The sequence below is a fragment of the Spirillospora sp. NPDC000708 genome (assembly GCF_040299565.1).
In the GTDB taxonomy this organism is placed as follows: domain Bacteria; phylum Actinomycetota; class Actinomycetes; order Streptosporangiales; family Streptosporangiaceae; genus Spirillospora.
Genome location: NZ_JBEPCJ010000033.1, coordinates 15,525 through 28,394 on the forward strand (window position 1 = coordinate 15,525; position 12,870 = coordinate 28,394).

Annotated in this window: 11 protein-coding genes; 7 read left to right on the forward strand and 4 right to left on the reverse strand. The window is 75.1% G+C overall.

Annotated elements, in window-relative coordinates:
- Positions 1-114: 114 nt before the first annotated feature.
- Positions 115-951, reverse strand: coding sequence for an undecaprenyl-diphosphate phosphatase (locus tag ABT299_RS23375; protein ID WP_190868422.1), 837 nt, complete (start codon positions 949-951; stop codon positions 115-117).
- A 276-nt stretch (positions 952-1,227) separates the two neighbouring features.
- Between ABT299_RS23375 and ABT299_RS23380 the strand changes: the two genes are divergently transcribed.
- The 3 genes from ABT299_RS23380 (at position 1,228) to ABT299_RS23390 (ending at position 5,074) form a co-directional block, all read left to right on the forward strand.
- Positions 1,228-3,741 carry a DUF4118 domain-containing protein gene (locus ABT299_RS23380; protein ID WP_500251980.1) on the forward strand — a complete coding sequence of 838 codons (2,514 nt, stop codon included), beginning with the start codon at positions 1,228-1,230 and terminating at the stop codon, positions 3,739-3,741.
- Positions 3,738-4,415 carry a response regulator gene (locus tag ABT299_RS23385; RefSeq protein ID WP_387027127.1) on the forward strand — a complete coding sequence of 226 codons (678 nt, stop codon included), beginning with the start codon at positions 3,738-3,740 and terminating at the stop codon, positions 4,413-4,415. Before ABT299_RS23380 ends, ABT299_RS23385 begins: the two co-directional genes overlap by 4 nt.
- 113 nt (positions 4,416-4,528) lie before the next feature.
- On the forward strand, positions 4,529-5,074 hold the full coding sequence (locus tag ABT299_RS23390; protein WP_500251981.1) for an HU family DNA-binding protein: 546 nt from the start codon (positions 4,529-4,531) through the stop codon (positions 5,072-5,074).
- A gap of 11 nt (positions 5,075-5,085) precedes the next feature.
- Here the strand turns inward: ABT299_RS23390 and ABT299_RS23395 are convergent, their stop codons facing one another.
- A complete protein-coding gene (locus ABT299_RS23395; protein WP_500251982.1) occupies positions 5,086-5,601 on the reverse strand; it encodes a cupin domain-containing protein in 516 nt (171 codons plus the stop codon).
- Positions 5,602-5,730: 129 nt separating this feature from the next.
- Between ABT299_RS23395 and ABT299_RS23400 the strand changes: the two genes are divergently transcribed.
- The 4 genes from ABT299_RS23400 (at position 5,731) to ABT299_RS23415 (ending at position 10,174) form a co-directional block, all read left to right on the forward strand.
- Complete coding sequence (locus tag ABT299_RS23400) at positions 5,731-6,234, forward strand: SigE family RNA polymerase sigma factor (RefSeq protein ID WP_190868417.1); 504 nt, start codon at positions 5,731-5,733, stop codon at positions 6,232-6,234.
- Position 6,235: 1 nt separating this feature from the next.
- Positions 6,236-7,270, forward strand: coding sequence for a hypothetical protein (locus ABT299_RS23405; RefSeq protein ID WP_500251983.1), 1,035 nt, complete (start codon positions 6,236-6,238; stop codon positions 7,268-7,270).
- A 155-nt stretch (positions 7,271-7,425) separates the two neighbouring features.
- A complete protein-coding gene (locus tag ABT299_RS23410) occupies positions 7,426-8,916 on the forward strand; it encodes an alkaline phosphatase family protein (protein ID WP_500251984.1) in 1,491 nt (496 codons plus the stop codon).
- Positions 8,917-8,944: 28 nt separating this feature from the next.
- Positions 8,945-10,174, forward strand: coding sequence for a YncE family protein (locus ABT299_RS23415; protein ID WP_500251985.1), 1,230 nt, complete (start codon positions 8,945-8,947; stop codon positions 10,172-10,174).
- A 19-nt stretch (positions 10,175-10,193) separates the two neighbouring features.
- On the opposite strand, the gene nhaA is transcribed toward ABT299_RS23415, so the two are convergent.
- Both nhaA and ABT299_RS23425 read right to left on the reverse strand, forming a co-directional pair.
- Positions 10,194-12,083 carry a Na+/H+ antiporter NhaA gene (gene nhaA / locus ABT299_RS23420; RefSeq protein ID WP_500251986.1) on the reverse strand — a complete coding sequence of 630 codons (1,890 nt, stop codon included), beginning with the start codon at positions 12,081-12,083 and terminating at the stop codon, positions 10,194-10,196.
- Between the two features lie 173 nt (positions 12,084-12,256).
- Positions 12,257-12,853, reverse strand: coding sequence for an Rv1733c family protein (locus ABT299_RS23425; RefSeq protein WP_500251987.1), 597 nt, complete (start codon positions 12,851-12,853; stop codon positions 12,257-12,259).
- Positions 12,854-12,870: the final 17 nt, after the last annotated feature.

Below are 12,870 nucleotides of genomic sequence, written 5' to 3' on the forward strand. Positions count from 1 at the left end.
CGCGCGGTCCGCGAGCCGGCCGTGCGGACCGTGCCAGTCTGCCCCATGGCCCCGCCGGGGCGGCGGGCGCCCCGCCGCGGTCCCGGAACGTCCCCGCGGGCGCCGGTCAGCCGGTCAGCCGTTCAGCGTGCCGGCCCCGAGCAGCCCGAACAGCAGCAGGCCGACCGCGACCCGGTACACCACGAACGCGGTGAACGTGTGCCGCGCGACGAACCGCAGCAGCCAGGCGATCGAGGCGTAGGCGACGACGAACGACACGGCGGTGCCGATCGCGAGCGGCAGCGCGCTCTCCCCGGACCCGAGGGCGCCGGGCAGCTCGTACAGGCCGGCGCCGGTCAGCGCGGGGATGCCCATGAAGAACGACAGGCGGGTGGCGGCGAGGCGGTCGAGGTTCAGCAGCAGGCCCGTCGAGATCGTCGCGCCGGACCGCGAGAAGCCGGGGAACAGCAGCGCGAGGATCTGCGAGGAGCCGACGAGCATCGCGTCCCAGAAGCCGGTGTCGTCCTCGCCGCGCTTGTTGCGGCCGTACCGGTCGGCGAGCCACATCACGACGCTGCCGACGATCAGCGAGCCGGCCACCACCCACAGCGAGGCGAGCGGCCCCTCGATGAGCGGCTTGGCGGCGACCCCGACGATGACGACGGGGATGGTGGCGAAGATGACCCACCACGCGAACTTGTAGTCGTGGTGGTACCGCTCCTCCTTGTTCGCCAGGCCCTTGAACCAGGCCCCGACGATCCGGACGATGTCGGAGAAGAAGTAGACCAGGACGGCGGCGATGGCGCCGACCTGGATGACGGCGGTGAACCCGACGACGCCCTTGTCGTCCACCGGGACGTCCATGAGCCCTTCGGCGATCTTCAGGTGCCCGGTGGAGGACACCGGCAGGAACTCGGTGAGGCCCTCGACGACGCCGAGGACGATGGACTGGCCGACGTTGATCACGCTCACTGGACGGTTCCCTCACGCCTCGTCACCGGCTCGGTGCCGCGAGCCTACCCCTCGCGGGGGCCGCGCGCGGCGCGCCTGGCCGGAGCCGGGCGCGGCGGCGTGTCGAACGCGTGAAGATCGGGGGCGGCGGCGTAGGGAACGCGTCAAGACGCCGTTCCCGTCCGAATACCGCTGTGCCGTCCGAATACCGTGGTGGCAGGGCCGGCCGCGCCGCCGCCGGCGCGCGGCCGCGCGACGATGCGGCCACGGTCCGGGCTGAGAAGGGGAGGCAAGGCCATGGGCAGGGGGCGGCTCCGCGTCTACCTCGGGGCGGCTCCCGGCGTGGGCAAGACCTACGCGATGCTCTGCGAGGGCAGGCGGCGGCTGGAGCGCGGCACCGACGTCGTCGTGGGCTACGTCGAGACGCACGGCCGGCCGCGCACCGCCGCGCTGCTGGACGGCCTGGAGATCGTCCCGCGCCGCACCCTGACCCATCGCGGCGCGGGCTTCACCGAGCTGGACGCGCAGGCCGTGATCGACCGGGCCCCGGCGGTCGCGCTGATCGACGAGCTGGCGCACACCAACGTCCCGGGCAGCCGCGACGCCAAGCGGTGGCAGGACGTCGAGCGGATCCTCGACGCCGGCATCGACGTGATCACCACGGTCAACGTCCAGCACCTGGAGTCGGTCAACGACGTCGTCGAGGAGATCACCGGGGTGGCGCAGCGCGAGACGCTCCCCGACGAGGTGGTCCGCCGCGCCGACCAGGTGGAGCTGGTCGACATGGCGCCGGAGGCGCTGCGCCGCCGGATGGCGCACGGCAACGTCTACGCGCCCGAGAAGGTCGACGCGGCGCTGTCGAACTACTTCCGCGTCGGCAACCTCACCGCGCTGCGCGAGCTGGCGCTGCTCTGGCTGGCGGGCAAGGTCGACGAGCAGCTCGACCGGTACCGCGCCGACCACGGCATCGACCGGACGTGGGAGGCCCGCGAACGCGTCGTCGTCGCGCTCACCGGCGGGCCCGAGGGCGACACCCTCATCCGCCGCGCCGCCCGCATCGCCGACCGCACCAAGGGCGCCGACCTGCTCGCCGTCCACGTCACCCGCGGCGACGGCCTCGCCGGCGCGGGACCGGCGCTGCTCGCCCGCCAGCGCGACCTCGTCGAGGGCCTCGGCGGCACCTACCACCAGGTCGTCGGCGACGACGTGCCGCGCGCGCTCCTGGAGTTCGCGAGCGCGGTGAACGCCACGCAGCTCGTCATGGGCGTGTCGCGGCGCAGCCGCCTGTCGCGGGCGCTGCTGCCCGGCGTCGGCGTCACCACCACCGCGCTGTCCGGCCCGATCGACGTGCACATGGTCACCCACGAGCAGGCGCACCGGAGCCTGCGCCGGCCGAAGGACGGCGGCCCGAACCTGCCGCTGCGGCGCCGCCTCGCCGGCTACGCGCTCGCCGTCCTCGGCCTGCCGCTGCTCACCTTCACGCTCACGGAGCTCCGCGGCTCGTTCTCGCTGCCCTCCCAGATCATGTTCTTCCTCGCGGCGGTCGTCGCGGTCGCGCTCGCCGGCGGGCTGTGGCCCGCGCTGCTGGCCGCCGTGGCGGGCTCCCTGCTGCTGAACTTCTACTTCACGCCGCCGCTGCACACCCTCACCATCGCCCAGCACGAGAACCTGATCGCGCTCGCGGTGTTCCTGCTGGTCGCGGCGGCCGTCAGCGGGGTGGTGGACACCGCCGCGCGGCGCTCCCGGGACGCCGCCCGGTTCGGCGCCGACGCCGAGGTGCTGTCCACCCTCGCCGGGAACGTGCTGCGCGGCGAGCACGAGCTCGACGTCCTGCTCGGCCGGCTCCGCGAGACGTTCGGGCTCGACTCGGTGGCGCTGCTGGAGCGCACCGGCGACCCGCCGCGCTGGCAGGTCGCCGCGACCGCGGGCGGGCGGCCCTGCACCGCCCCCGAGGAGGGCGACACCGAGATCCCCGTCGGCGACGACCTCGCGCTCGCGCTGCGCGGCCGCCCGCTGCCCGCCGGGGACCGGCGCGTCCTGGAGGCGTTCGCCGCGCAGGCCGCCGCCGCGCTGCGGCGCCGCCGGCTGGAGGCCGAGGCCGAGCGCGCCCGCCCGCTGGAGGCCGTCGACCGGATGCGCACCGCCCTGCTCAGCGCGGTCAGCCACGACCTGCGCACCCCGCTGTCGTCCGCCAAGGCCGCCGTCGAGAGCCTGCGCAACACCGAGATCGACTGGACCGGAGAGGAGCGCGCCGAACTCGCCGACACCGCGGGGGAGTCCCTCGACCGGCTGGACCGGCTCGTCGCCAACCTCCTCGACATGAGCCGGCTGCAGGCGGGCGTCCTCGGCATGGCCGCCCGCCCGCTCGCGCTCGACGAGGTCGTCCCGCGCGCCCTGGACGAGATCGGCGCCGCCGCCGAGCACGTCCGCGTCGCGATCCCCGGCGACCTGCCCGAGGCCGAGGCGGACCCGGCGCTGCTGGAGCGGGTGCTGGTCAACCTGATCTCCAACGCGCTGCGCTACCACCCGCCGGGCCCGCCCGTCCTCATCACGGCGGGGGCGCTGCGCGACCGCGTCGAGCTGCGGATCGCCGACCGCGGCCCCGGCATCCCGGCCGCCGACCGGGACCGCGTCTTCCGGCCGTTCCAGCGGCTGGACGACCGCGACAACCACGCCGGCGTCGGGCTCGGCCTCGCCCTCGCGCGCGGCCTCACCGAGGCGATGGGCGGGGAGCTGATCCCCGAGGACACCCCCGGCGGCGGGCTGACGATGATCGTCGTCCTGCCCGTCCGGGAGAAGGGAACGCCATGACGCGCGTGCTGGTGGTCGACGACGAACCGCAGATCCTGCGGGCGCTGCGCATCAACCTGCGCGCCCGCCGCTACGAGGTGGAGACCGCCGCGGACGGCACCACCGCGCTGCGCCGCGCCGCCGACTGGCACCCCGACCTGATCGTCCTGGACCTCGGGCTCCCCGACATCGAGGGCCTGGAGGTGATCCACGGGCTGCGCGGCTGGACCCGCACCCCGATCATCGTGCTGTCCGGCCGCGCGGGCAGCCGGGACAAGGTCGAGGCGCTGGAGGCGGGCGCCGACGACTACGTCACCAAGCCGTTCACCATCGAGGAGCTGATCGCCCGGATCCGCGCCGTCGGCCGCCGCGCCGCGCCCGGCGAGGACGCGCCCGTCGCCGCCGTCGGCGCGCACACCGTCGACCTCGCCGCCAAGACCATCACCGCGGCCGACGGCGCCGCCGTCCGGCTCACCCCGACCGAATGGCACCTGCTGGAGATCCTGCTGCGCAACCCCGGCAGGCTCATCAGCCAGGGCCAGCTGCTCACCGAGGTGTGGGGCCCGTCGTACACCCGCGAGACGCACTACCTGCGGCAGTACATGGCCCAGCTGCGCCGCAAGCTGGAGCCCGATCCGACCCGTCCCCGCCACCTGCTCACCGAACCCGGCATGGGGTACCGCTACCAACCGTGACCCGCCGCCGCGTCCGGCCGTCCCCGGGCCCGGAAATCCCGCCGTATCCAGGGATTTCGGCGGTCACGCTGGGCTAGCCTGAGCGCACGAAAGCCGCAATGGAGGCAGGGCGCATGAATCGCAGCGAGTTGGTCAAGGCCGTGGCGGAGCGGGCGGGCGGCGAGGAGGCGGTCGCGCGCCGGCACGTCGACGCCCTGTTCGAGGCGGTGATGGAGGCGGTGTCCGCCGGGGAGCGCGTCGTCGTCACCGGTTTCGGGGCGTTCGACCGCTCCTCCCGCCCGGCGCGCAGCGCCCGCAACCCGCGCACCGGGGCGCCCGTGGAGGTGCCCGCCGCGCTCGTCCCGACGTTCCGGTTCGGGCAGACCTTCCGCAACCGCGTCGCCCAGAGCGCCGACGCCGCGCCGGCCGAGGCCGTGCTCACCGAGGCCGTGTCCACCGAGGCCGTGCTCACCGAGGTCGTGCCGGTCGACGCGGTGCCCGCCGACGGCGCCGCCGCCCGGACGAAGAAGCCCAAGAAGGGCAAGAAGGCCGCCGCCAAGAAGACCCCGGACAAGGCGCCGGAGAAGGCGCCGAAGAAGGGCAAGAAGGCGGTCGCGGCCGACTCCGCGCCGAAGAAGAAGAGCGGAAAGGCCAAGGCGAGGGCCAAGAGCGGGAAGTAGGCGCCCTCCCGTCACACCATGTACTGGTCGTGGCGGTTGTAGAGCTCCGTCCATTCCTCGTCGCTGAGCCGGCGGCCGGTCGCGGCGATCTCCGCGAGTTCCTCGAAGTACCCCTCGCGCGGCGCGCCCGGCGTGAACAGCAGGAGCATCGAGGCCGGCTCGCCCGACTCGTTGCGGAAGCCGTGCACGCCGCCTTCGGGGACGAACAGGAAATCGCCCGGCGCGGTGTCCCGCCAGCCCGTCCCGTCGTGCAGCCGGACGGTCCCGGACAGGATGTAGAACGACTCGGTCATCGTGCGGTGGAAGTGCGGGTCCGGCCCCGACGGCCGGGGACCCATCTCCCACCGGTACAGCCCGAACGCCCCGCCGGTGGAACCGCCGGTGCCGAGGTAGTGCACCCGCGTCCCGGTGGGGACGCCCTGCGCGTCGAGCGGCCCCATGCGGAGGTCCGGCGGGGCGTCGCCCGCCCGCAGCGTCGCGCTGACCTCACCGGCGTCGCCGAAATAGCGGGGCTCGGGGTAGGACATCGGCGCTCCTGTTCCTCGCGCGGTGGACGGCGTGCCACGACCCTAGCCGAAAAGGATCATGGTCCGGCCGGGCAACCATCGCGGCGGGCCGGCCGGTAGATGTCGGAGGAGGATCTACCGGGAGGTCGGATGCGGGAGCGACCGGACTACGCGGCGTACGTGACGGAGCGGTCGCCGCGGCTGCTCAGGACGGCCTATCTGCTGTGCCGCGACTGGGCGCAGGCGGAGGACCTGCTGCAGACGGCCCTGGTCAAGGCGTGGCGGGCGTGGCGGCGGATCGGGGACAACCCCGATCCGTACGTGTACCGGATCCTCGTCAACACGCACGCGTCGTGGGCGAAGCGGCGCTGGCGCGGCGAGCGGCCCACGGAGCGGCCGCCGGACGGGCCCGACCCGGCCGACGGCATCGGCGCCGCCGAGGACAAGGCTGTGCTCTGGGCCGCGCTCGGCCGGCTTCCGCAGCGGCAGCGCGCCACGGTGGTGCTGCGCTTCTTCGAGGACCTGTCCGAGCCGCAAGTCGCCGCGATCCTCGGCTGCTCGGTCGGGACCGTGAAGAGCCAGACCAGCAAGGCCCTCGCCAAGCTCCGCATCGATCCGGGCATCCTGGCCGCCGCGCCGCGGGGAGGGGAGTGACATGGCCTACGAACTGAAGGACCTGACGGAGGTCATGGAGGCCGAGAGCGCCGGCGGCGCCCCCTCGCCGGACCTGCTGGACGGCGTCCGCCGCCGCGTCCGGCGCGGCGACCGGCGCCGCGCCGCCGCCGGGGCCCTCGGCGTGCTGCTGGTGGCCGGGGCGGTCTTCGGGGTCGTCCAGCGGCAGGACGGCCCCGGCGCGCACGAGCGGCAGGTGCTGGCGCCGGCGATGGAGGGCGTGACCAACGGCGCCTTCCCGAAGAGCCGCTCGGTGGAGGGGCTGAAGCCGGTGAAGGAGGTGCGGTTCTCCGAGTTCGGGCGGATGGCGCGGGTCACCTTCACTCCGACCGGCCCCTTCACCATGTACACGGCCCGCTGCGAGCGCGACGCCACGTGGTACGACGTGACGCGCGCGGAGACGGCGAGCAGCGCCTGCGGCGGCGAGATCTACCTGTCCACCAAGCCGGGCGTCCCGGTCACCGTCGAGACGACGGCCCTGCCGGTGCCGGTGGTGAAGGAGTTGGGCGACGCACCCACGCCCGGCTCTCTCGCCCGGTTCCTGGCCGCGCACGACCCGGTGCCGGGCGCCTGGAGCCTGCGGGCTTACAGCGGGCCGTGCGCGTCCGACACCTGCAGGATGATGAAGGACCCGTCCTCCGCCTCCCCTCCCGCGCAGCCGCCTCTGACGGGGCTGAAGGAACTGGGCCGGGCGGCCGGCATCGCCGATGGCATCAGCCGTACGGTGCCGCTCACGGAACGCGGCAAGACGCTGCGGCTGCGGGTGACGTGCCTGGACGGCGCGGCGACCGCCGTGTTGCGGATCGCCGGGCGGGTGAAGGCCGTCGACTGCGAGATCGGCGAGTCCCAGGGCGTCGTCTGGGACCAGGACGCGGGGACCGGCACGGACGGGATCGGGATCGCCGTGCTGCCGGCGGCGGCGGGCGCGGCGAGCGGCATCGGCGACGCGACGCCGGCGGCGGCGATGAAGGGCGTGGAACCGGCCGGGAGATGGACGCTGGAGGTCTACGCCCGCTGAGCGCGGGACCGGCGGGCTGAGGCGCCGGGGAGGGCCGCCGGGGAGGGCCGCCGGGGAGGGCCGCCGGGGAGGGCCGCCGGGCGCGCCGGTCCGGCGGCTCGCCGAGTGCCGGGCGGATCCGTGGAGGCCCTGGTCACGCGGGTTACGCTCGCGAAGTGATCTTGACTGGTGAGCGGCGCGGGGACCGCCGCCCGGCCGGCCCGGACGTGCCCCTGACGCGGCGGCGGCTGCTGTCGGCGGCGGGCGCCGCCACCGCCGCCGCGTTCGCCGCCGAGTTCCTGCCGCCGAACGTGCGCCGCGCGCTGGCCGCCCGGCCAGCGCGCGGGCCGGGGCGGCTGAAGGACGTCAAGCACGTGGTGATCCTGATGCAGGAGAACCGCAGCTTCGACCACTACTTCGGGACGCTGCCCGGGGTGGCCGGGTTCTCCGATCCTGCCGCGATCACGCTGAGCACCGGACGGTCGGTGTTCTACCAGCCCGACGACGTCAACGAGGCCGGCTACGTGCTGCCCTTCCACCTCGACACGGCGAGGAGCAGCGCGCAGGCCATCCCGTCCACCAGCCACGCGTGGAGCGTCCAGCACGCGGCGTGGAACAACGGGCGGATGGACGGGTGGCTGGCCGCGCACCGCGCCGCCGACGGCGACAACGCCCCGTACGTCATGGGCTACTACACGCGTGAGGACATCCCGTTCCACTACGCGCTCGCCGAGCAGTTCACCGTCTGCGACCGCTACCACTGCTCCGTGCTCGGCCCGACCTGGCCCAACCGGCTGTACCTGATGAGCGCGAGCATCGACCCCGACGGCGACGACGGCGGCCCGATCACCGGCAACGCCGCCCCGGAGCCCTACACCTGGGACACGTACCCGGAGGCGCTGACCGACGCGGGCGTGACGTGGAGGGTGTACCAGGAGGCGGACAACTACGGCTGCAACATCCTGGAGCCGTTCGCCGCCTACCAGGACGCGCCGACGAGCTCCCCGCTGTACCGGAACGGGATGCGGACGTACTCGGCGGGCCGGTTCGAGTACGACGCGGCGAACGACCGGCTACCGACGGTGTCGTGGATCATCCCGACGAGCTACCAGTCCGAGCACCCGGACTACACGCCCGCCGCGGGCGCCGACTACGTCGCGTCCAAGATCGACGCGATCGCGTCCAACCCGGACGTGTGGGCCAAGACCGTCTTCATCCTGAACTACGACGAGAACGACGGGCTGTTCGACCACGTCCCGCCGCCGACCCCGCCGCCCGGCACCGATGGCGAGTTCGTCGACGGCGTGCCGATCGGCGCGGGGTTCCGCGTGCCGTGCGTCATCGTGTCGCCGTGGACGCGCGGCGGCTGGATCGCCAGCGAGCCGTTCGACCACACCTCCCCGCTGCGGTTCCTGGAGCGGCTCACCGGCGTGGAGATCCCGAACATCAGCGACTGGCGGCGCGCCGCGTTCGGCGACCTGACGTCCGCGTTCGACTTCGGGAGGCGGCCCGGCGGGCCGGGCGCGCCCCCGGACCTGCCCGGCACCAAGAAGCCCCTCGCCGACGCGGTCACCGCCGTCACGTCCCTCCCGCCGCCCGCGCTGCCCGGCGCGGACCAGACCCCGCCCGTCCAGGAGCACGGCCCGCGGCCCCGCCCGCGGCGCTGAACCGCACCGACAGCGACAGGAGACCGACATGGTGCGAGGACTGCGAGGGCTCGGCCTCGCCGCCGCCTGCGCCGCCGCGGGCATGGCGCTGATCGCGCCGCCCGCCGCGCCGCCGTCGGCGGCGTCCACCGCGGCGTCCAGCGCGGCGGCCGTGCCGGACGGCCCGGACCCGGGCGCCGGGCCGTCCGGCGAGCAGGGCGTCCAGCCCGGCGCCCCGTCCTGGGCGGCGTTCGTCCCGCCCGCGCCGGCGCGGCCGGGGGCTCCGCCGTCCCGTCCGGTCCGGAAGGGCGTCCCGTACGCGCCGTCGCCGTGGGTGCGCGGCCGCCCCGCGGAGGTCGGCTGCACCGCCTACATCGCGCTGGCCGGCAGCGGACGGGTCGCCCGGGTGGACGTCGCCTCCCACACCGTCACCTCGACCGCGATCCGCGCCGACACCGCCGAGGGCGTCGCCGTCACCCCGGACGCCCGGACGGTGTACGTCGCCGCAGCCGGCCAGTACCAGGTGATCGCGGTGGACGCGGCCACGCTGCGCGCGACCCCGATCGTGGTGGGCGCCTACCCGCAGGACGTCGCCGTCTCACCGGACGGCTCGCAGGCGTACGCGGCCGTCACCGGCGGCGACACCGGCCCGGGCGGGTCCAGCGCGGTCGCGGTCATCGACACCCGCACCGACACCGTCATCCGGCGCGTCGACGTCGGCGCGGCGCCGCGCCGGATCGCGTTCGCGCCGGACGGGAAGGACGCCTACGTCACGACGGCGCGCGGCCTCGCCATCATCGACACGGCGAAGGGCGAGGTCGCCGGGGAGGTCCCCGGCATCCCGGACGCGCAGGGCGTCGCCGTGAGCGCCGACGGCTCCCGCGTGTACGCGACGCGGCCGGACGCGGACCTGCTGTACGTGGTGGACGCGGCGCACCGCACGGTGACCCGCCGGGTGAAGGCGGGCGCGGAGCCGTGGGCGGTCGCCGCAGCCCCGGACGGGCGGAAGGTCTACGTCGCGGACATGAACTCCGACTCGGCCGGCGTCTACGACGCGACGGGACGCAGGCACCTCGCGGAAGTGCCGGTGGGGCGGCGTCCCGCGTCCATCGCGGCGACGCCCGACGGTTCGGAGGTCTGGGTCGGCAACGGCATGACGGGCACGGTCTCCGTCATCGACACCTCCTCCGACGAGGTCGTCACGACGATCCGCGGCGGCCCTCCGGGCGCGACCCTGGGCGCCAGCCCGCTCGACATCGCCTTCGTCCGCGACCCCTGACGGCCACGCGCCGGCCGCGCTAGGCGCGGATGGCGGCGAGCTTGCGGGCGATGCGGACGGCGTGCTGGAGGCTCTCCAGGTCGTAGGCGCCGTGGTGTCGGCGCCCGTTGACGAAGAACGTCGGGGTGCCGGAGACGCCGCTGAGGTCGGCGGAGTCGACGTCCTCGGCGATCCGGGCCGAGCCCGCGGACCGGCGCAGGTCGTCGCGGAACCGCGCCACGTCCAGCCCGAGCTCGCCCGCGTACCGGACGAGGTCCTTGGCCTGGAGCGCGTCCTGGTGCCGGAACAGCAGGTCGTGCATCTCCCAGAACGCGTCCTGCGCGGCGGCGGCCTCGGCGGCCTGCGCCGCGAGATGCGCCTGCGGGTGGACGTCGGTGAGCGGCAGGTGCCGCCACACGTACCGGACGTCGCCCTGCCCCGCGAGCAGCTCCCGGATCACCGGCTCGGCCTGACCGCAGTACGGGCATTCGAAGTCGCCGTATTCGACCACGGTGACCGGCGCGCGCTCCGGGCCGCGCACGTGGTCGCGGTCCGGGTCGACCGGCGCGGCCAGGTCGATCACGGTCTGCGCCGTGCCGAGCAGCGCGACCACCCGCGGCCGGGCCGGCAGCAGCGCCGTCACCCGGACGACCAGCCAGGTCAGCACCGACGCCAGCAGCGCCGCCGACAGGATGCCGACCTTCGCCTCGGCGAGCCGGTCGCCGGTGAACGCCAGCGTCGCGATCAGCAGCGCGGCGGTGAAGCCGATCCCGGCGATGGCGCCGCCGCCCCCGACCGCCGCCCACCCGACCGGCGGCCGCAGCCGGCCCCGGCTCACCACCGTCACCAGCCAGGACAGCCCGAGGATGCCGACCGGCTTGCCGACCACGTAGCCGACCAGGATGCCCAGCGTCACCGGGGAGGTGAAGGCGTGCCGCAGGAACCCGGCGCTCACCGGGATCCCCGCGTTGGCGAGCGCGAACAGCGGGACGATCACGTAGCTGGTCCAGGGGTGGTACAGCTGCTGGAGCCGCTCGTTCGGCGAGATCGCCGCGGCGACGCCCGTCCGCGCCGACCGGGCCAGCTCCGGCGTGGGCTGCTCGCGGAACAGCCGGAACACCTCGCTGGCCCGCTCCAGGTCGGTGCGGGCGGCCGGGTAGGCGTAGGTGAGCAGGCCCATCGCCAGGCCGACGACGATCGGCTCGACGCCGGAGGCGTTCAGCGCCAGCCACGCCGCGAGGCCGAGCACCGCGTACACCGGCATCCGCGCCACGCCCGCCGCGCGGACCAGCAGGGTCACGCCGAGCAGGCCGGCCGCGATCAGCAGCGGCTCGGCCGAGACGTCCTCGCTGTAGACGGTCCCGATCACCAGCAGCGCGACCAGGTCGTCGACCACGGTGACGGTGAGCAGGTAGGCGTGCAGCCGGCCGGGGAACCGCTTGCCGACGAGCGTCAGCACGCCGAGCGCGAACGCCGTGTCCGTCGACATCGCGGTGCCCCACCCGTGCAGGGCCGGGCCGCCCGCGTTGATCGCGAGGTAGATCCCCACCGGGACGACCATGCCGCCGATCCCGGCGGCGAGCGGCAGCGCGAGCCGGCGGCGCTCGCGCAGCTCGCCCATGTCGAACTCGCGGCGCGCCTCCAGCCCGACGACGAAGAAGAACAGCGTCATCAGCCCGCTGTTGATCCAGGTCCGCAGGTCCATCGACAGGGCGTGGCGGCCGGCGCGCAGGGACGCCTCCGTCCCCCAGAACGTCTCGTAGGACGAGACGGAGACGTTCGCCCATATCAGCGCCGCGATGGTCGCGACCAGCAGCACGATGGCGCCACCGGTCTCGGTGCGCAGGAACTCCCGCAGCGGCGTCTGCAGGCTGCGGGCCCATGCCGTCCGGTCCGACAGCGGCCCGGATCCCTCCTCGCCCTCCGTCATCGCGGCCGTTTCATCGCGGCATCGTCATGGCAGCATCGTCACCCGATCGTCCCGGCAGGCGCGGGCCCGCCGACCGGGCCCAGGTGTGCGCATACCCCATGATCGTCGAGCCGGAACCGGCGGGCGCGCACCGGTCCGCCGGGCGCGCGCGGCCCCGGCGAGCGGGCGCCGGGTCAGCCGATGTGCGGACGGTCCAGCCGGGCCCACGCGGCGTCCCACATCTCCTCGCGGTCGCGGTCGCAGCGGCGGCGGACGAGCAGGTAGACCGCCAGGGGCGGCAGCGCCGCGGCGCCGGCGGCGCCCGCGCCGGCGAAGACGGCGCCCGCCACGGTGTCGGTGCGGTTCTGCGGCCGGCGCGATATCTCGCCCCGCGCGTCCACCCAGATCCGCAGCGCCGCCCCGAGCCGCGCCGTCCGCCCGGCGGCGATCACCGCCGAGTGCTCCCGGCCGTCCGGGGCGGTCCAGGCGAGCCGGGCGTAGGTGTAGCGCTGCTCGCCGTCGTCCTGCTTCTGGATGCCCGACACGCGGGCCGTGATCCGGTGGTGCCCCGCCGCCTCCGCGCGCTCCGCCCGGACCCCGGACGCGTAGGCGACGGACGCCACGGCCGCGGACGCGGGCGCCGCCACCACGGCGAACACCGCCACCGCGCCGATCCCGACCGCGCGCTGCCGCCGGTCGACGCCGCGCCGCAGCGCGTTGCGCTCGAAGCCGAGCCGGCGGCGCAGGCGCAGCAGGGCCGCCCGGGCGCGGCGCGCACGAAGGCTGATCATGGCTCCCTCCCCGACGG

Bases quoted from the DNA above. Each gene is read 5' to 3' on its own strand.
- ABT299_RS23405 (WP_500251983.1), top strand. From the start codon at position 6,236: ATGGCCTACGAACTGAAGGACCTGACGGAGGTCATGGAGGCCGAGAGC.
- ABT299_RS23415 (WP_500251985.1), top strand. From the start codon at position 8,945: ATGGTGCGAGGACTGCGAGGGCTCGGCCTCGCCGCCGCCTGCGCCGCC.
- ABT299_RS23385 (WP_387027127.1), top strand. From the start codon at position 3,738: ATGACGCGCGTGCTGGTGGTCGACGACGAACCGCAGATCCTGCGGGCG.
- nhaA (WP_500251986.1), bottom strand. From the start codon at position 12,083: ATGACGGAGGGCGAGGAGGGATCCGGGCCGCTGTCGGACCGGACGGCA.
- ABT299_RS23380 (WP_500251980.1), top strand. From the start codon at position 1,228: ATGGGCAGGGGGCGGCTCCGCGTCTACCTCGGGGCGGCTCCCGGCGTG.
- ABT299_RS23390 (WP_500251981.1), top strand. From the start codon at position 4,529: ATGAATCGCAGCGAGTTGGTCAAGGCCGTGGCGGAGCGGGCGGGCGGC.
- ABT299_RS23395 (WP_500251982.1), bottom strand. From the start codon at position 5,601: ATGTCCTACCCCGAGCCCCGCTATTTCGGCGACGCCGGTGAGGTCAGC.
- ABT299_RS23425 (WP_500251987.1), bottom strand. From the start codon at position 12,853: ATGATCAGCCTTCGTGCGCGCCGCGCCCGGGCGGCCCTGCTGCGCCTG.
- ABT299_RS23400 (WP_190868417.1), top strand. From the start codon at position 5,731: ATGCGGGAGCGACCGGACTACGCGGCGTACGTGACGGAGCGGTCGCCG.